This is a genomic window from Chitinophaga japonensis (assembly GCF_007830125.1).
Classification (GTDB): domain Bacteria; phylum Bacteroidota; class Bacteroidia; order Chitinophagales; family Chitinophagaceae; genus Chitinophaga; species Chitinophaga japonensis.
In genome coordinates, this window is sequence record NZ_VLLG01000002.1 from 1,197,582 (window position 1) to 1,216,318 (window position 18,737).

13 protein-coding genes are annotated in these 18,737 nt (G+C 54.9%); 5 read left to right on the forward strand and 8 right to left on the reverse strand.

All coding sequences use genetic code 11. From position 1 onward, the window contains the following. Positions 1-7 precede the first annotated feature (7 nt). From LX66_RS04705 to gcvT, 5 genes are all read right to left on the reverse strand, one after another. Complete coding sequence (locus LX66_RS04705) at positions 8-3,739, reverse strand: DEAD/DEAH box helicase (protein ID WP_145710727.1); 3,732 nt, start codon at positions 3,737-3,739, stop codon at positions 8-10. Positions 3,740-3,851: 112 nt separating this feature from the next. Further along, entirely contained in the window at positions 3,852-4,655 is an 804-nt protein-coding gene (locus tag LX66_RS04710; protein ID WP_145710728.1) for an MBL fold metallo-hydrolase, read from the reverse strand. A gap of 10 nt (positions 4,656-4,665) precedes the next feature. Further along, positions 4,666-5,391 carry a 2-phosphosulfolactate phosphatase gene (locus LX66_RS04715; protein WP_145710729.1) on the reverse strand — a complete coding sequence of 242 codons (726 nt, stop codon included), beginning with the start codon at positions 5,389-5,391 and terminating at the stop codon, positions 4,666-4,668. 107 nt (positions 5,392-5,498) lie between these two features. After that, positions 5,499-5,972 carry an SRPBCC family protein gene (locus LX66_RS04720; RefSeq protein WP_145710730.1) on the reverse strand — a complete coding sequence of 158 codons (474 nt, stop codon included), beginning with the start codon at positions 5,970-5,972 and terminating at the stop codon, positions 5,499-5,501. Between the two features lie 23 nt (positions 5,973-5,995). Then, positions 5,996-7,093: a glycine cleavage system aminomethyltransferase GcvT gene (gene gcvT / locus LX66_RS04725; RefSeq protein WP_343898764.1), complete on the reverse strand. Its 1,098-nt coding sequence runs from the start codon at positions 7,091-7,093 to the stop codon at positions 5,996-5,998. A 171-nt stretch (positions 7,094-7,264) separates the two neighbouring features. Here gcvT and LX66_RS04730 point away from each other — a divergent pair, with 171 nt between their 5' ends. Genes LX66_RS04730 through LX66_RS04740 form a run of 3 tightly spaced genes read left to right on the forward strand, consistent with a single transcriptional unit; the run spans position 7,265 to position 10,727 of the window. Beyond that, positions 7,265-8,884: a M20/M25/M40 family metallo-hydrolase gene (locus LX66_RS04730; protein ID WP_145710731.1), complete on the forward strand. Its 1,620-nt coding sequence runs from the start codon at positions 7,265-7,267 to the stop codon at positions 8,882-8,884. A 2-nt stretch (positions 8,885-8,886) separates the two neighbouring features. Further along, entirely contained in the window at positions 8,887-9,279 is a 393-nt protein-coding gene (locus LX66_RS04735) for a hypothetical protein (RefSeq protein WP_145710732.1), read from the forward strand. Positions 9,280-9,311: 32 nt separating this feature from the next. Then, complete coding sequence (locus LX66_RS04740; RefSeq protein WP_145710733.1) at positions 9,312-10,727, forward strand: nicotinate phosphoribosyltransferase; 1,416 nt, start codon at positions 9,312-9,314, stop codon at positions 10,725-10,727. Positions 10,728-10,730: 3 nt separating this feature from the next. Here the strand turns inward: LX66_RS04740 and LX66_RS04745 are convergent, their stop codons facing one another. Next, the gene (locus LX66_RS04745) at positions 10,731-11,867 is read right to left on the reverse strand and encodes a FecR family protein (RefSeq protein ID WP_145710734.1); all 1,137 of its coding nucleotides are present in this window, start codon (positions 11,865-11,867) and stop codon (positions 10,731-10,733) included. 34 nt (positions 11,868-11,901) lie between these two features. Further along, positions 11,902-12,450: an RNA polymerase sigma factor gene (locus LX66_RS04750; protein WP_145710735.1), complete on the reverse strand. Its 549-nt coding sequence runs from the start codon at positions 12,448-12,450 to the stop codon at positions 11,902-11,904. Positions 12,451-12,640: 190 nt separating this feature from the next. Here LX66_RS04750 and LX66_RS04755 point away from each other — a divergent pair, with 190 nt between their 5' ends. After that, positions 12,641-15,970 (forward strand): TonB-dependent receptor, encoded by a 3,330-nt coding sequence (locus LX66_RS04755; protein ID WP_145710736.1) that lies wholly within the window; start codon positions 12,641-12,643, stop codon positions 15,968-15,970. A gap of 17 nt (positions 15,971-15,987) precedes the next feature. After that, positions 15,988-17,565, forward strand: coding sequence for a RagB/SusD family nutrient uptake outer membrane protein (locus tag LX66_RS04760; protein ID WP_145710737.1), 1,578 nt, complete (start codon positions 15,988-15,990; stop codon positions 17,563-17,565). Between the two features lie 6 nt (positions 17,566-17,571). On the opposite strand, the gene LX66_RS04765 is transcribed toward LX66_RS04760, so the two are convergent. After that, positions 17,572-18,585, reverse strand: coding sequence for a methyltransferase (locus LX66_RS04765; protein ID WP_145710738.1), 1,014 nt, complete (start codon positions 18,583-18,585; stop codon positions 17,572-17,574). Between the last annotated feature and the right edge of the window lie 152 nt (positions 18,586-18,737).

Below are 18,737 nucleotides of genomic sequence, written 5' to 3' on the forward strand. Positions count from 1 at the left end.
AGCTTTTTTAGCTAAACAAATACAGTACATCCTCCTTGCTCAGCTTCTTGATAAAGCCGGTATCGTCAGCAATGATATCTTTCACCAGTGATTTCTTGCGTTCCTGCAACTGCAATATCTTTTCTTCTACCGTGTCCTTACAGATCATGCGGTAGGCGAAAATGTTCTTGGTCTGGCCAATACGGTGGGTACGGTCTATGGCCTGCTGCTCTACGGCGGGGTTCCACCACGGGTCTACAATGTACACATAATCGGCAGCCGTCAGGTTCAGACCTACGCCGCCGGCTTTCAGGGATATCAGGAACACGCGGCAGGTATCATTATGCTGGAAGTTCTGGATCGCTCTTTCCCTTTCCGTGGTGCTGGTGCTGCCGTCAAAATATTCAAAGGGTATTTTCAGGTGCAGCAGCCGGTCCTTGATCAGGCCCAGCATACCCAGGAACTGGGAGAACACCAGCACTTTATGATTGCTGATGTTTTCGGAGATCTCGCGGGTCAGCTCATGCAGCTTCACGGAATGGTTGGGATATTGCTCCGCTTCATTCAGGATAGCAGGGGAGTCGCATATCTGGCGCAGCTTCATCAGCCCCTGCAGGATGGTGAGCTGGGAGCGCTCCATGCCCTGGTCTTCTATTACGCCCAGTATCCTGGAGCGGTAGGTATTGCGGTAGGCATCGTAAATGTGCCGTTGTTCCGCATCCATCTCGCAGAAGATCACCGTTTCTATCTTCTCCGGCAGCTCTTTGGCCACCTGCTCTTTGGTACGGCGTAATATGAAGGGATAGATCAGCTTGCGCAGGTGATCCTTTCTTTCCTCGTCCTGGAACTTATCTATAGGCGTGGCAAATTCATTACGGAAAAAGTCCACGCTGCCCAGCATGCCCGGGTTCAGGAAGTTCATCTGCGCATATATGTCAAACGTATTGTTCTGCATGGGGGTACCGCTCAGCGCCAGCCGGTTTTTGGTATGCAGCAACTGCGCGGCCTTGGTCACCTTGCTTTGCGGGTTCTTGATGGCCTGCGATTCATCCAGTATCACGTAGTCGAATTCCATTTTCATCAGTAACTGCACATCGCTGCGCAGGGTGCCATAAGTGGTGATGAGGATGTCGAACTTTTGCAGCTCCTCCGGGTTCTTTTGCCGTGCCGGCCCGTGATGGATATGGTAGGTCATGGTGGGAGTGAACTTCCTGATCTCGTTCTCCCAGTTATAGATCAGCGTGGTAGGACATACTACCAGGGCCAGGCACTGGTCGTCGTGCTTGTTCTTGTAATGCTGTACAAAGGTGAGCGCCTGGATGGTCTTACCCAAACCCATATCATCCGCCAGTATACCGCCCCATTTTACTTCGTCCAGGTAATTCAGCCACTGGAAACCGCTTTCCTGGTAGGGGCGCAGGATGGCGTTCACATTGTGCGGCAGGGAAATATTCCGGATCTCGTCAAACTGCAGCAGCTTCTTACGCTTCTGCTCCAGCTCTATCACAATGGCTTCATCATCAATGAACTCATACAGCTCATCGATCACGCTGAAGTTATACTTGCTCAGCTTGAGGCCCTTGTCCTTTTCCTCCCCTATTTTGAACAGCAGGGAATATTTGCGCAGCCATTCTTCCGGCAGCAGGCCCAGGGAGCCGTCTGCCAGTTGCACATAGTTCTGCTTGTTGGCCAGCGCCTGCTTGATATCTTTGATGCTGACCCGTTGATCGCCGTACAGCACTTCTATCTGGGCATCAAACCAGTCGATGCCGGAGCTGATCTGCAGGTTAGTGACCGGCTTATGAGAACTAAACCTGAAATTGCGCAGGCCGTCAAAGCCAAACACGCGGATGTTCATTTCCTTGAGCGTGTCAAAGAACAGGAAAAACCAGTTATTCTTGAGCGCTTCCTTGGAGCGCAGGTAGAAATAGTTGTGGCTGGAAGGCTGGCTGAAGTTGGTGTGCAGCGCTCTTATGCGCTCCACGAACTGCTGCTCGGCTTCCTTATTGCGGTGGATGACCAGCACCTTGTTCCCCTCCTGCACCGTGATACGGGTATCTTCGTTCCACTCCACTTCATGACCATGATAGGCAAAACCGGGCTGTATGATAAAGGTTTCGCCCATTTCCCTGAGGTATACCCGGCATTCCGGCACAATATCGTCCACCTCCGCCAGCAGGGAATTGTCAAACTGTATCTGGTACTGCTTGCTCAAAGGCAACAGGTAATCTTTCAGGTATACCGGCCATTCCGAAGCGGGTATGCGCAAACGGCCGCTGTTGCGGAACAGCTCCACGTGCAGGGCATCGCCCGGGTTCTCAAACAGGTACAGCATGCCTTTATGCAGGAACATCAGCGGGCTGTCCCATTCATTGCCGGTCACATTCACCAGCTCGCCGGCTATGTTCACAAAGCAACTGATCGCTATCTCGTCTCCACCGGCTTCTGTTTTGAACACCGGCTGCAGGCGGTCCGCAGCCAGTTGCACGGGTTGGATGTTCCGGGTCTTGAAGGGTTGCCGGTTGGGCAGCAGGAACAGCAGGCCATGCTCCGCCAGCAGGGGAAAGAGCTTGTCCAGCCGGGGATGCAGGTATTCCAGCATCAGCTCCTTCGTTTCCGTAGGCAGCGCTGACTCGTTTTCGTGGATGATGTTCTCCCAGATGCCGGCAAAAGGCGAATTCTTGCTCAGGTACTTGCTGACCTCTCCTGCCTGTAGCTTACGCACCGGCGGGATCAGCTCACGGTCATTCTCCTTGTATAAATAGAAATCAATGTATTTAGTAAGGTCCAGTTTGCTTACAAGGGACACGAACTCGGTCTGCTCATCATTCACCTCCCCGCTCACCAGGTCTACCCGGAAAAAAGGGTACAGCGGCTCATTGGCGTTGAATACCACGCCCAGCCGCTGGGTAACGGTAATACCGGCCGGCGGGGGCGGAGGGGCGGACTGTTTACTGCCGGCGGCCACTTCCACGCGTTTGATACTGGGGTCCAGCACACGCAAAAAGGGCTTGCCATCCATGTAAGAGAAAGCAAATTTTCCCTCCAGGTTATCTGACAGGGAATAGCCGTAGGAAGCCAGCAGCTTGTTCTTTTCCTTATCCCAGTTACGCAGGGTATCAAAATAGAAAGGCCCGTTGGCATGCAGCAACTGCAGGAACATGGCTGTTTTATGCTTGCACAGCGGGTGCTCCGTTTCGTCGCAGGTGCAATGGGTGTCAAAATTGCGCTCCTCGTTGCGCTGGAGTATCAGGGGGTACTCCTGCCCGTCCACCTTCAGCATGCCCTCCACTTTTTCATCTTTCGCGCTGCGGATCACTATCTTATGATGGCGTAGTATTTTTTCCGCGGCGGCAAAAATTTCAGGAGAGGTAAGGAGCTTGATGGTCTTCAGGTCAATGGATTTCATTTTCACCAGCGTGTGCTGCTGGTCATATTGCGTTTCAAAGCTGTCAAAATGATTCCGGTCCAGCATTTCCTGGAGCTGGAAGAGCGCGGCGGCTTCATGGCGGCAAATGTCGCCCAGGTTGTAGGGACACTGGCAGCGTACGGACATGCCGGACACTTCGTGGTATTTGTTGATGGAAACCCGGTAGTAGTTGGCATGCGTATCGCTTTTTACCCGGAAGGTGGCGGACCGCAGCACGGGATCGGCTTCCAGCAGCTCTACCCCGCCGGTAGCGAATATACGCTTCCCCCTTCGGATCACCTCGTCGGTGCCGTTATTATATACATATTTTAATAACTGGGGTAGCGGCATAACCAATACTTTCTACAACTAAAATCTTTAGCAGCTCTTAAAAAGGCAATCCACAAAAGTAAGCAGAATTTTTGAAATAGAGAGAGCTGGTGTTACTGCCGCAACCTGTTGCTCAGGATTCGTATATCCGCAGGTACCTTTCCAGGGAATACGCCACCGCTTCCCTGCCGCTGCTGCGGATATTACGGCCAAAAGCGCCGTACAGGGCATTGTAATCCAGGGGCTGCACGGCGGCCTGTACCTGCAATATATCTTTTTTGGGCAGGGGTATGTAATTGGGATAGCTGTACATAAACGATACGGTGCGCTGGTCCGGGCATACCTGTATCACATCGCCCACCAGCAGGGCGCCACGCCCCTCGTCCCCGCCGGGCCAATGCAGGATATTGCCGCCGGGAAAATGCCCGCCGCACAGCACCAGGCGGATACCATCCCACAAGGGTTGCGCACCACCTTCCCATAATTGTATCACCGGGTCTGTACGGCCCAGCCAGCGCGCATCCTGCGCATGTACGTACACCGGGGCATGGTCAAAGGCATGGCTCCATTCCACGATCGTGGAAAAATAGTGGGGGTGCGACAGTGCAATAGCCCGGATACCGCCCAGCTTTTGAATAATATCAATGGTGGAAGCGTCGAGGTTGGCAATACAGTCCCAGAGGATATTGCCGCCCGGGGTTACCAGCAGGTAAGCCCGCTGCCCGATGGCAAAGGAGGGCGTGGTATAAATGGCATACAGCCCGGGCGCAGTAAGCTCGATAATATTACGGTGCTGCCGGTTCACCTGCTCCAGCGTGGTCCAGGACTGCCCGCCCGGCCCCACGTACTGGCGCTCGTCCTCGCAAACCGGGCAATGGGCCGGCGGATGAGGGCTGTCATTGTATTGAATGCCGCAGGTGGTGCAGATGTAAAACATAGTATATCGTTTATCCGGCTATCAGTTCCCCGTTCTTCAGCAAAGGCAGCACGTTGGCGCCATCGGGCGTAAGGCAGTACCGGATGTCCTTTTCCAGTCCATACCGGGCCAGGCGCTGAAAATGGGAGGCCTTTTTCATAAACTCATAGAGGTCGGAGCTGGCGGCGTGGTATAATGTTTCCGCAGCCAGGGCGGAGTCGCAGTTCATGGAAAAATGCTGCCTGATGCGGCTTACCACAGCGCCGGCAAACAGGGCATCCTCCATATTCACCCGGTCTTTCCAGGCGGCGCAGCCCAGTATCACATTCTGCCCCTGCGCTACCAGGTAGTCGCATACGGCGGAAATATTGGGAAAGGAGCCGGTAATGATCTGGATGGCGTCCTTGGCCATATGCAGCAGCTTGGTGCCGTTGGTGGTGGTGAGCACCAGCGTTTTCCCCTCCACAAAATCCCGGGGGTATTCAAAAGGAGAATTGCCATGCACCAGGCCTTCCGCAATTTTCCCGTCCCGTTCCCCGGCCGTAATAGCACCCAACTGCCGCCCAATGTTCACACATTCCTCCACAGAGGCTACGGGTATCACTTTGGCAGCGCCGTTATACAGGGCCGTACAAATAGTGGAAGTAGCCCGCAATACGTCAATGATCACCACCACGCTGTTCTTCACATCATACAAATGCAAGAGGGCGGGCGACAGGCATACTTCCAGGGAAGGCCGCTCATTCTGTTCTGTCATTTCTTCAAATTAATAATTAAGAATGAATAATTAATAATACCTGTAACATCGCCATTTCAATGCAAGACTGCTCCTCCGATCGTTAATGCTTAATTATTCATTATTAATTAATCGAGGATCACCCGCCAGCGCTCGCTCTCCGCATATTCCTTGATCACCTTGTTCCGCTGCTCCAGCAGGCGGCACATGTAGCGCTGCAGGTAGAACCGTTCCAGCCATCTGCCAAATATGCCATAAGGCGCGCCAAACTCCATGATATCAATGGCCACGGTGCCGTTCTCAATGGGTTTGAAATGATGCTCGTGCCGCAGGTACCTGAAGTCCCCCTGCTCCATTTCATCGCAGAAAAAATCCGGGCTGCGCATGTCCGTGATGCGGGAGGTCAGCTCCCGCATTTTGCCCAGGTGGCGCGCCCGCCAGGTGACCGTTTCATTCTGCTCGATCAACCCGTTAACGCGGCCCTTTACGGCCTCTTCCTTTACATGCGCCATACTGCGTTTATGCAGGGTGATGCTCCGGCTCAGGTCAAACACTCTTTGCACGGGCGCATGGATGACGGTTGTTAAATGAATAGTAGGCATAGATATGGTTGTGTAAAATATGGCTATCCTAAAAAAGGCACTTTCACCACTTTCGCTTTCAGCAGCTTGTCCCTCACAGCAATATAGATATCACTGTCCAGCGCGGCATAAGCCGTTTGCACATATCCCAGGCCAATGGCCTTTTGCAGGGAGGGCGACTGGGTACCGGAGGTAACCCGGCCTATCACTTCGCCCGCGGCGTTCTTTATCTCGTAATCATGCCGGGGAATTCCCTTGTCCGTCATTTCAAAGCCTACCAGCTTTTGCGCAATGCCGGCAGCCTTTTGTTTTTCCAGTATCTCCCGGGCGGTAAAGCCCTTGGTGAACTTGGTGATCCAGCCCAGGCCCGCTTCCAGGGGAGAAGTACGGTCGTCGATATCGTTCCCGTACAGGCAGAAGCCCATTTCCAGGCGCAGCGTGTCCCGCGCGCCCAGGCCCACAGGCTTCAGCCCTTTGGCAGCGCCTGCTTCAAAAATAGCATCCCAGATCTTATCCGGTGCGCCATCCTTGTCTTCGAAATAGATTTCCACCCCGCCGGCGCCGGTATAGCCCGTAGCGCTGACGAGCACATTGGGCACCCCGGCAAAAACGCCTTTGCTGAAAGTGTAGTATTTCATGTTCACCAGGTCAATATCCGTGAGCGGCTGCAGGATGCTGGCCGCATTCGGGCCCTGGATGGCCAGCAGGCAGGTCTTTTCGGAAATATTATGCATTTCCACGCCTTTGGTATTATGCTCGCTGATCCAGTTCCAGTCCTTTTCAATATTGCTGGCATTTACTACCAGCATGTATACTTTATTGGCTTCCAGGCAATACACCAGCAGATCGTCCACGATACCGCCTTCCCGGTTGGGCAGGCAACTGTACTGGGCCTTGCCGTCCGTCAGTTTAGAAGCATCGTTGCTGGTTACCCGCTGTATCAGGTCCAGCGCATCAGGGCCTTTTAAGATGAATTCTCCCATATGGCTTACATCAAACACCCCGGCGTTATTGCGCACGGTCTGGTGCTCATCGTTAATACCACTGTACGAAACGGGCATGTTAAAGCCTGCAAAGGGCACCATTTTGGCTCCCAGCGCGATGTGCTTGTGTGTGAAAGGCGTATTCCTGATTGCTGCCATTTTTGTTGATATTTGGGTATGATTGGTTTTTGAACGCGGCAAAAATAGCCCGAAATTCGAAATTTGGTGCAATAATTGCACTTTAGGGGTCACATTAAAGAAGAGGGCCTAATTTTGTGATGCGATGATGATATGAAGTCCTTATATATATCACTCCCTAAAATCTCAACTGTGAAAAAGATTACCTGGCTTCTGTTATTAGTACTATTGACGGCTACCATACACCTGCCTGCTCAGCGGAAAGCCGACCGGAAAACCCTGGAAAACCTGCAAGCACATATTACCTACTTGGCCAGTGACAAGCTGGAAGGCCGCCGCACCGGCTCTCCCGGGGAGGAACTGGCTGCCGGCTATATTGCCGGGCAGATGAAACAGGCCGGCCTGGCGCCCAAAGGCGACAACGGCTACCTGCAGACCTTTACCGTATGGGAAGGCCGGGAAACCGGCGAGGCCTCGCAGCTCACCATCAATGATGCTTCCTTCGCAGCCGGCGAACAGTTTGTACCGCTGCCTTTCAGCGCGGAAAAACCGGCCAAAGGGGATGTGCTGCCGGCCGTAAAGGAACCGGATAATATCTGGCTGATAGATGTACAGGACATGGAGCTGAACCCGCATGCGCCGGCTACTGATAAATACCTGGAAAAAGCAAAGGAAGCGGCGGAGAACCACGCCTCCGGGGTGATCTTCTTCAACGGCAAGGAAGATATTGGCGCCGTACGGCAATGGCTGCGCGAAAAACCCGCACCGCTATCTATTCCTGCCGTATGGGTGAACCGTGATGTCAGCAGAAAACTGGACGGCGACAATGCCAGCGGCTTCCGTATCAGCATGCAGGTGGCTTTCCAACAGGGCAAGCGCACCGGCACTAACGTGATCGGATATATTGACAATGGCGCGCCCAACACGATCATACTGGGAGCGCACTATGACCACCTCGGCTACGGGGAGGATCACAACTCCCTGGCGAAAGGGGAAAAGGCCATTCACAACGGGGCAGACGATAACGCCAGCGGTACCGCCGCGCTCCTGGAGCTGGGCCGTATGCTGAAGAACGGGCGCTTCAAAAACAATAATTTCATACTGGCCGCTTTTTCCGGCGAAGAGCTGGGACTGTTCGGCTCCAAATATTTTACCGCCCATGCGCCCGTAGACCTGGAACGGGTGAACTTTATGATCAATATGGACATGGTAGGCCGCCTGGATGCCGCAAAAGGGCTGCAGGTGGGCGGCATCGGCACCTCGCCTTCCTGGACGCCGCTGCTGCGGGAAAGCGCCGAAGACATGCAGATGCACTTCGATTCCTCCGGCGTAGGCCCTTCAGACCATACCTCCTTTTACCGGCAGCAGATACCGGTGCTGTTCCTCTTCACCGGCACCCATGCAGATTATCATAAACCGACAGACGATGCGGACAAGATCAACTATGACGGGGAGCTGTCCGTGATAAAACTGGTATACCGGCTCATAGAAAAAGCGAACAAACAGGACAAGCTGATGTTCCTGCCCACAAAGGAAACCCAGGTAAGCTCCGCCCGCTTTACCGTTACCCTGGGCATCATGCCGGATTATACCTACAGCAAGGGCGGCGTGCGGGTAGACGGTATCTCCGATGGCAAGCCGGCGCAAAAGGCCGGCCTGGCAGCAGGCGATGTGATCATGCAACTGGGCAAACAGCCGGTAAGCAACCTGGAGACCTACATGCAGGCATTGGCTGCTTTCAAAAAAGGCGACAAAACAACCGTCACCGTTCAGCGAGGCACTCAACAACAGACTTTTAATATACAATTCTGATCATGCGTTATTTGTTATTATCTATCGTGCTGCTGGCAGCAGCATGCAACAGTTCCCGGGACCAACAAAACACCGACCAGTATGACCTGATCACAGAAAAATGCTATGTGCTGCGGCAGGTGAAGCCTGCTGCCGGGGATACGGCCGCTGCGGCTGCACAACAGCAGCAACAGGAGATCGCCGCCTACCTGGAGCAGCACCAGTTTACCCGGCACGTAGCAGCCAAGGACAGCCTGCTGTTCCGCCGGGCCAACGGGCAGGAAGTGATCATTGAGCTACCCACCCCGCAGGATGCCTGGGAAGCGCATACCATCATCGTGTTCGATCCGCAGAAGAACCCGCTGTTCGTGAACCTGCACAAAGGCACCGCACAGATAGATCACTACCTGCAGTAAGCAACGGTGGTCATTACTCAATCATTATTACCATGGAGGGGAACCTTGTCCTGCTGGCAGACGCCTACAAGTATTCACATCACAAGTTGTACCTGCCCGGCACACAGTACATTTATTCTTACCTGGAAAGCCGGGGCGGCAAATTTGAGGAGACCGTATTCTATGGCCTGCAATATTTCCTGAAGGCCTACCTGGAGGGGCCCGTGATCACCCGGGAAAAGATAGATGAAGCGGAAAGCATGCTGCTGGAAGTATTTGGCCGCAATGATGTGTTTGACCGCAGCAGGTTTGATTACATAGTACAGGCGCATGGCGGCCGCCTGCCGGTGCGCATCACCGCCGTGCCGGAAGGTACGGTAGTGCCGGTGCGCCAGGTGCTGATGACCATTGAGAATACGGACCCGGCGTGTTACTGGCTCACCAATTTCCTGGAAACACTGCTGATGCAGGTATGGTACCCCTGCACCGTAGCTACCCTCTCCCGCGAGATCCGTAAAGTAGTGAAGCACTATTATGAGCAGACGGCCAGCCAGGCCGCCTTTGCCGGTATTGACCTGGTGCTGAACGATTTCGGGTTCCGGGGCGCCAGCTCCGTGGAAAGCGCCGGCCTGGGTGGCAGCGCACACCTGGTAAGCTTTGCCGGCAGCGATACGCTGGCGGCTTCCTCCTTTGCCAAACGCTATTACCATGCACAGCGGGCGCCCGGCCTGTCCATTCCCGCCACGGAGCATTCCATCGTGACCCTGCTGGGAGAAAAGGGAGAACCGGAAATATTCCGGCATGTGCTCAATGCCTTTCCCACCGGCGTAGTGGCCTGCGTGTCCGACTCCTATAATATTTTCCGTGCCTGCGAACAGTACTGGGGCGGCATTCTCAAAGAACAGGTCATGAGCAGGGACGGCACGCTGGTGATCCGGCCGGACAGTGGCGACCCGGTACAAACCCTGCTGAAAGTGTTCGACATCCTCTTCCGCCAGTTCGGCCACACCGTTAATGAAAAGGGATACCGGGTACTGCCGCCACAGGTGCGCGTGATACAGGGCGACGGCGTAAGCCATTCCTCCATCCGGGAGATCTATGCGGCATTACAGCAGGCCGGCATCAGCGCGGAAAACCTGGCGCTGGGCATGGGCGGTGCACTGCTGCAGCGCGTAAACCGCGATACGCAGGAATTTGCCCTGAAATGCTCCCATGCCGTGGTGAACGGCCAAAGCATTGACGTGCAGAAGATGCCGGTAGAGCTGGATGCGCAGGGGCGCCTGGGCACATCCTTCAAGCAGTCCAAAGCCGGGCGTTTAAAACTGGTAAAGGAGCACGGGGCTTATAAGACCATAGGGGAGCAGGAAGCGCCGGCATTGCCGAACGAGCTGGAAACGGTGTTTGAGAACGGGGTGGTGGTACAGGAGCACCGGTTTGAAGAAATAAGGGAAAGGGCGGGGGTGAAATAAGATCTACTTCAAATGCAGCACCTCCCCATCAAAATAATAATCCAGCGCAGTGGTCATCTTCAACTGTTCCAGGAAAACACGCGGTGGCTTGCTGCGCTCTATAAAACCGGTAAACTTTTCATCCGCCAGGCGGGGATCGTCCAACTGCACTTTTATGCCGTACCAGCGGGATAGCACCTTGCTGATCTCCCGCACAGGCGCATTGTAGAATACCTGCACCCCCTGCATCCAACCCAATATATCCTTTTCATCAAAGGGCCGCACACGGATGGCTTCCCCTGTTCCATACACGCCCTCCTGGCCCGGTTGCAGCGTAGCCGTGCTGTTATCCGCCCTGAGCCGCACCGCGCCGGCCACCAATGACACTTTTACCAGGCCGGTATCATAACTGTTTACATTAAAAGCTGTCCCCAATACCTGTACATGGCCATGCGGCATGTGCACAATGAACGGGCGCTGAGCGTCCGCCGCCACTTTCAGATAGGCTTCCCCGTTAATGGTCACCTCCCTTGTATTGCCGGTAAACCGGAATGGGAAACGCAGGGTGGTAACGGCATTCAGCCATACCTCCGTACCGTCCGACAACAGCACCTTGTAATCCATGCCCACCGGTACCGTCAGTTCGTTAATGCCGGCATTGCTGCTATCCGCTCCCTTATAGGACAAGGTTTTATTACTGTTCTGCAACTGTGCAGCGCCCAGGGAAATGGTATGGCCCGCACCGGAAACATTGATGGTTTGGCCATTGGCCAGCCGGAGCTCCACCTGCCTGCTTACATCCGCCTGCAGAGACGGGCTGCTGTGTGGTCTTAACAGGAAGTAAAGGGCACCGGCTGCCACCGCGGCAAGTATAACGGCCGCTGCCGCGATGCGCGTAATAAGGCTCCTGCGGCGGGGAGCCACTGCCAGCCGCCGCTGCGGGTCTATATGGCGCCACACCCGCTGCTGCCGCTCTTCCAGGCGGCCCATCTCCGCTGCGGCCTCCGGGGTATCAAAGACGGCACGCAGCTCCTGCCACTGCTGCGCTACAGCCTTATCCTCCCGGATCAGCCGCTCCAGCACCGCTTCATCCTGCTCCGCAAGGGTGCCGGCTATCCTTTCTATCATCATCAGCCGTATATGCTGCCTGTTGTGTGCCATGTTCTCTATAAGACAGGATTTTTTGCAGAATGGGTTACCGTTCATTAAAATTATCCAAATACCGGCGCAAATACCGCACCGCCCTGGCCAGTTGTGTTTTGACCGTATTTTCGCTGATGCCTAGCTGGGCCGCTACCTCCTTTCGCTTCTTATGCTCCAGGTACATCATCCTGAACACCCTGGCCGACTCGGGCGGAATGCCCTGTATGGCATGGTCCAGCCGGAGCCGGAGCTCGATATTCTCCAGCCGGTATGCCGGCAGTTGGTTACGGGGCATTACCACAATATAGTTATCCAATCGTTTTTGCGCTGTTTTCCGGTGCTGCAGCCTGTTAATGCACCGGTTGCGTACCGCCTGGTACAGGTAGTATTTGAGAGATTGCTGTATGCCCAGGTATAACTGTTTTTCCCACAGTTCCACGAAAAATTCCTGTACAATATCCTCCGCTTCCTCCGCATTATCCAGCCGCGCATAAGCTTCCATCCATAGCAGCCTGAAATACCTGTTAAACAGCATTTCAAACGCCTGCGGATCTCCTGCTCTTAACTGGGCCAGCAGCCATGCATCGTTGAACTGGTTCATCCCCCGGGATTTTTAGTGGAATTCAGGAAGGCCAACACACTATATCAGCTTTCACGGGCCCTACTAAATTATTCATTATTATGAATTAATTGTTGAAAAGACAATAAAATTTTCCGGGCAGATCACCCGCCGCGGCAATTGTGCTGTCTTATACCCAAAACTGATCTTTTATCAACCAGAAAAACTAACTATGGCCTACCTGTCCAACCAGACACGCTATGTGTACTACATCGTTATTACTGTCTTTTTCCTCTGCTGCGGCTCCAGCCTGCAGGCCCAGGCGGGGAAAAAGAGTGAGCTGAAAGTATCCTTGAGCGGCCGGCAGCTAAAGCTGCAGGAAGTGTTCAAAGCTATCACCTCGCAAACCAGCCTGCGGTTCGTTTACAATTCCGGTCAACTGAACGACCAGGAAAAAGTGACCGTGAGCTTCCGGGAAACACCCCTGGATGAAGCATTGCAGCAGTTGCTGCAAAACAAAGGGCTCTCCTGGACCTATGTGGATAATGCGATCGTACTGCGACCGGAAACAAAGAAAAACCCGCCGCCCGGCTTTAGCACCGGCAACCGGCAGGATACTGCCGGGAAGGTCTTTACCGGGAAAGTGGCCGATAAGAACGGCGGCCCGGTGGCCGGCGCAACGATCGTGATAAAGGGCTCCCAAAAATTTACCCTCAGCCGGGAAGACGGCAGCTTTTCCATTACGGCTGCCCCGGGCAGCACGCTGATGATCACAGCGGTTTCCTATGAAACGGCCGAAGTGGCCCTGGGCAGCCAATCCCATTACAGCGTAACACTGGCGGACAAGATCAGCCATCTTTCCACCGTGGTAGTGGTAGGCTATGGAAAGCAGGACCGCAGGAACCTGACCAGCTCCATTACCTCCGTGAAACAGGAGGACATTAACAGGGGCCCTATCAGCGACCCTGCACAGCTCCTGCAGGGCAAGGTGCCGGGCCTGAACATTACCCGGAGCGGCGACCCTAACGCCAGCTCCAGCGTGATCCTGAGAGGCGCTTCCACCCTGCGCACCGGTGAAGCGCAGCAGCCCTTTTATGTAATAGATGGCGTACCGGGCGGAGACATCTCCCTGATAGCGCCGGACGATATCACTTCCATAGACATCCTGAAAGACGCTGCCGCCACATCCATCTATGGCACCCGGGCGGCCAACGGCGTGATCATCGTTACCACCCGCCGCCCCATGAAAGGGCAACTGCAACTGTCCTACAGCGGCTACGCAGGCGTGGAAACAGTTTCCAGCCGCATCGACATGATGGATGCCCCGCAACTGAAAAATTTCCTGGCAACAAACAACCTGGCCCTGGATCCGGCAGATGACCAGGGCGCCAACACCGACTGGCAGAAAGAGATACAGCGCACCGGCGTCTCCCACAATCACAATATCGCTTTCAGCGGCGGCAGCGAAAATACCGCCTACAGCGCCAGCCTGAACTATTTCAGGCAGGAGGGCATCATGAAGCAAAGCAACCTGGACCGCTTCATCGGCAGGATCACGGTTGAGCAGAAAGCTTTCAATGACAAGCTCAAACTGGGCTTCTCCCTGAATAATTCAGTGACCAACTCCGACCGCATACCCAACCAGCAGATACCGGAGCTGACCGCACCTGGCAGCGCGAACAACGAAAGAGGATACCTGCTGGCCAACTCCGCGCGGTACCTGCCTACCGTTGCTCCCCGGCAGGTGAATGGCGCCTACAACGAGAACCTGAACCGCAACGGGTATTACAATCCCGTGGCCATGCTGGATAATGCCTACAATGAACTGCAGACAAAGGTGATGCTGGCCAACGCCACCGCGGCGCTGCAACTGCCCTTTGGCTTTACCTACCACCTGAGCCTGGCCTGGCAGAACACCCAGTATAACGAGGGCACCTATTTCACCAAATACTACACGGATAATTATAACCAGCTATTGCCTACCGGCGCGACCAACGGCCTGGCTTACCGCTCCTCCTTCCAGAACACCAACAAGATCGCGGAGACCTACCTTACCTACGACAAGCAATTCGGACAGCATACCATCACCGCACTGGTAGGGTACTCCTGGCAGCAGGATAACAAAGGCGACGGCTTCCAGGCAGACAATTTCCAGTTTGCTTCCGATGCCCTGGGCTATTACGGTATCGGGTATGGCAGCGCCAGTAATTACAAAGTAGACTGGGGAAACAGGGTATATACCAAGCTGCTGCTCATATCCGATTACGGCCGGCTGAATTATAATTATGCCAATAAATATTTCCTGCAGGCCTCCATCCGCCGCGACGGCTCTTCCGCCTTTGGCCCGAATAACCGCTGGGGTTATTTCCCATCCGTTTCAGGCGCCTGGCGCATTTCACAGGAATCATTTATGCAGTCCGCCACTTTCCTGGATGAATTGAAGCTGCGCGGCGGCTATGGCGTTACCGGCAATTCCCTGGGCTTTGATCCCTACATTGCCACGCTGCAGTACGGCGTTACCGGGTCATTCTATTACGGCGGCTATGTAAATGCACTGGGCCCTACGCAAAACGCCAATCCCAACCTGAAATGGGAAAAGACCGCTACCGCCAACCTGGGGCTTGATTTCTCTTTCCTGCAGGGCAGGATCAGCGGCAGCGTGGATGTGTACAACAAAAAGACCACGGACCTGATCTGGAACTATAGCGTATCCACCTCCCTGTACCCGGTAGGCACGCTCACAGCCAATGCCGGCGCTATCAGCAACAAGGGCGTAGAGCTGGCCCTGCATGTAGATGCTGTAAAGAACGACCGTTTCTCCTGGACCAGCAGCTTCAACCTGGCGCATAACAGCAACAAGGTAGTGAGCCTGAGCAGCGGCGATTTCCTGGCGGATTCCATTCCGCTGAACCAGCCGGACGGCGGCGGGCAAACCAGCGCCACCCTGCAGATCATCAAGTCCGGGCGCCCCATCGGGCAGTTCTTTACATTCCAATATGCCGGCAAGAACGCCAACGGGGTATCCCAGTTCTACGACCGTACCGGCAAAGTGGTATCGGAAGTATCCCAGCTCACCAACCTGGCGGATTATTACTATGCCGGCAACCCGCAGCCCAGCCTGCTGCTGGGATGGAACAATACCTTCCGCTACGGCCATTTCGATCTGAATGTTTTCCTCCGCTCCGTGATCGGGCATAAGATATTCAACGCCACCCTGGCGGACCTGAACCGGCCTGCGCAGGCTAACCAGTATAACATTCCCGTTTTCTCCGCATCGGAATCCGCCAAAGATGTAAATGCCTACCGCTATTCCACGCGTTTTATTGAGAGCGGCACCTATGTGCGGCTGGACAATGCCAGCCTGGGATACACCTTCCGCAATATTGCCAGCAATTTCCGCTCCCTGCGCCTGTACATTACGGGCACCAACCTGCTGACCATTACGGGTTACCGGGGTATAGACCCCGAAGTGAATATGGGCGGGCTGACACCGGGAGTAGATGCCAACAATTTCTATCCAAAAACGCGCACCATCCTGTTTGGCGTAAATGCAACCTTCTAAAAACAAAACCGTAACGAATGAACCTGAATATAAAGATCACCTGCATCATCACCGCCCTTGCTTTCATAGCAACCTCCTGCCACAAGCTGGATGTGGAGATAGACAGCAAGCTGACAGACGAGAACTTCCCCGTTACCGTAGACCAGGCCATCCTGGCTTCCGGGCCCGTATACACGCGGTTCAGGACCGGGTATCCCCGCTCATACTGGTTCCTGCAGTCCATCAGCTCCGATGAAGCCGTACTGCCTGCCAGGGGTGGCAACTGGTGGGATGGCGGCCGCTATGCCCAACTGCACCTGCACACCTGGAATGCCGATAACGCCACCATGGGAGAAGCCTGGGACTACCTGTCCACTACCATCAGCACGGCCAACCAGATATTGTCCACCCTGGAGAATGCGCCCGCCGGCGCGCCGGCCCAGATCGTAGCGGAAGTGCGCACCATGCGGGCCTTATCCATTTTTATGATGATGGACCTCTGGGGTAATATCCCGCTGGTGACCCGTTTTGGCGATACCAGCCAGGTAAGGACTACCCAGCGGAAAGAGGTATTCGCTTTTCTTGAATCCGAGCTGAAAAGCGTATTGCCGGACCTGAGCACAACAGCAGACAATTCCACCTACGGACGACCTACGCGGTATGCCGCCTTTGCGCTGCTGGCCAAAATGTACCTGAATGCACCGGTGTATGCCGGCGAAGACCGCAACAGCGACGCCGTGGCCATGTGCGACAGCATTATCCAGGACGGGAAGTTTGAGCTGGAAAGCAATTACCTCGCTATGTTCAATATCAACAATGGCCCAACGGACAAGGAGTTCATCCTGGCAGTGCCTTATGATGGCGCGCAGGCAACGGAACAGATCTTTGCCCGCTATTCCCTTCACCGGGCCATGCGCAATAAATACAGCCTGCCCTTTACGCCCAGCGGCGCCGTAAGCACCTGGCCGGAGTTTTACGCCCTGTATAACGATCCCAATGACGTGCGGAACCAGGTATGGCTCACAGGCAGACAGTATAATTACAACGGTACGCCCATTACCATCGCCACCACCAAGGTGGGCTATGATGAAGACTATACCGGCTCCGATGCATCGGCGCCTTACAATTTTGAGCTGGAGCTGACCCCCGATATTATCATAAAAGATCCCGCCATATTTGATGCGGGCAACGACGAAAAAAGCTGGGCCCAGGGCTACCGCTGTAACAAGTTCTACCCGGACAGCACCTCTTCTTCCCGCAACCAGGGCAATGACATGCCCGTGTTCCGTTATGCGGATATCCTGCTGATGAAAGCGGAAGCCATTTTAAGAGGCGCGGCCCCTACGCTGGGCGCTACGGCATTGTCGCTTGTAAACGAGGTGCGGACCGCCCGCAACGCTGCCGCCTGGAGCAACATTACGCTGGACCTGCTGCTGGACGAGCGCGGACGTGAATTTGCCTGGGAGAACTGGCGGCGTAACGACCTGATACGTTTCGGGAAATTCGAGGGCAGTTGGGGATATAAAACGGACGCCAACGCCTATAAGCGCCTGTACCCGGTGCCCACTTATGCAAGGGTGCTGAATCCCCTGCTGTCACAGAACCCGGGGTATTAAGAGGGCCTATGCCTTTTCTCCCTCTACAATGCTCAGGTCCGGTATAGCCAGGTTCACTACCCGGTTATACTGCAGGCCGGCCTGCTCAAACAGCGCCCGGAATTCCTGCGCCGTGCGCTCCCGGCCACCGGTGGCCACCAGCATGGTAATGTCCATGAACTTGCCCGGGTGGGGCGTATTCCCTTCGGGGATCACCGCGTCCACCGCCAACAGCTTGCTGCCTTTTTTCATGGCCGCGGCGCAGTTGCGCAGGATACGTACTACGTCCTCATCGGACCAGTCGTGGAGAATGTATTTCATCATATAAGCGTCTGCTTCCGGCGGCACCTCTTCAAAGAAATCGCCGGCCTGCACGCTGCAGCGCTCCGTAAGACCGGCAGCGGCAATGGCGGGCTCCGTTTGCTGCAGCACATATGCGCGGTCAAACACCACGCCCTTTAAATGCGGCGTAGCCCTGAGCACGGCCATCAGCAGGGCGCCGTTGCCGCCGCCGATGTCTACGATCGTATTGAACGGGGAAAAATCATAAGCCGCCACAATATGGGGCAACTGGGCCTGGCTGGCCCCCGTCATGGCATTCATGAAGTTCCGGCCCTCCTGCGGGTGCGACTCATAGTAAGGCCATACGCCCATGCCAAAGTAATGATCGAATGCGATATTGCTGGTCTGTACGCTGTACAGCAGTTGCCCGTAAGCCTGGTAATGCTCTCCCAGCAGCGCCTGTACATAGGATTTCATGGTGCCGCCTTCCTGCAGCGCGGTAGCTGGCGGGGTCAGCGCAAAGGTGCCGGGGGCCGTTTCTTCAAAAACGCCTTCACTGGCCAGGGCGCGTAGCACGCGGTAGAGCGCCGGGGCATGGCTGCCGTTGGCAGCGGCCAGGGCTTCCGTTGTTTGCGGGCCGTTGGCTAACAGGTCTGCAATATTCAGGCGGGTGGCCACATACAGGCAGCAGGCCAGGTGGCAGCCGGCAATAATATCCAGGATACGGGCGGTAGGCGGGTGCGGTGCATTGGGCGTCATAGCACGATCGTATTTTGAGGGTAAGCAATTCCTGTAAATATCCTATATACCGCTGCAACGGCACCGCACGCAGCAGCCAAAAAAAGACCGGGATAAGAGTATCCCGGTCATTCCTTAAACCTACAACTGTTACACTGTTAGTAGTAACAATT

What these genes read in the sequence shown, in the direction of transcription:
- LX66_RS04705 (WP_145710727.1), bottom strand. Translation starts at nt 3,739, where the DNA reads ATGCCGCTACCCCAGTTATTAAAATATGTATATAATAACGGCACCGAC.
- LX66_RS04710 (WP_145710728.1), bottom strand. Translation starts at nt 4,655, where the DNA reads ATGTTTTACATCTGCACCACCTGCGGCATTCAATACAATGACAGCCCT.
- LX66_RS04715 (WP_145710729.1), bottom strand. Translation starts at nt 5,391, where the DNA reads ATGACAGAACAGAATGAGCGGCCTTCCCTGGAAGTATGCCTGTCGCCC.
- LX66_RS04720 (WP_145710730.1), bottom strand. Translation starts at nt 5,972, where the DNA reads ATGCCTACTATTCATTTAACAACCGTCATCCATGCGCCCGTGCAAAGA.
- gcvT (WP_343898764.1), bottom strand. Translation starts at nt 7,093, where the DNA reads ATGGCAGCAATCAGGAATACGCCTTTCACACACAAGCACATCGCGCTG.
- LX66_RS04735 (WP_145710732.1), top strand. Translation starts at nt 8,887, where the DNA reads ATGCGTTATTTGTTATTATCTATCGTGCTGCTGGCAGCAGCATGCAAC.
- LX66_RS04740 (WP_145710733.1), top strand. Translation starts at nt 9,312, where the DNA reads ATGGAGGGGAACCTTGTCCTGCTGGCAGACGCCTACAAGTATTCACAT.
- LX66_RS04745 (WP_145710734.1), bottom strand. Translation starts at nt 11,867, where the DNA reads ATGGCACACAACAGGCAGCATATACGGCTGATGATGATAGAAAGGATA.
- LX66_RS04750 (WP_145710735.1), bottom strand. Translation starts at nt 12,450, where the DNA reads ATGAACCAGTTCAACGATGCATGGCTGCTGGCCCAGTTAAGAGCAGGA.
- LX66_RS04755 (WP_145710736.1), top strand. Translation starts at nt 12,641, where the DNA reads ATGGCCTACCTGTCCAACCAGACACGCTATGTGTACTACATCGTTATT.
- LX66_RS04760 (WP_145710737.1), top strand. Translation starts at nt 15,988, where the DNA reads ATGAACCTGAATATAAAGATCACCTGCATCATCACCGCCCTTGCTTTC.
- LX66_RS04765 (WP_145710738.1), bottom strand. Translation starts at nt 18,585, where the DNA reads ATGACGCCCAATGCACCGCACCCGCCTACCGCCCGTATCCTGGATATT.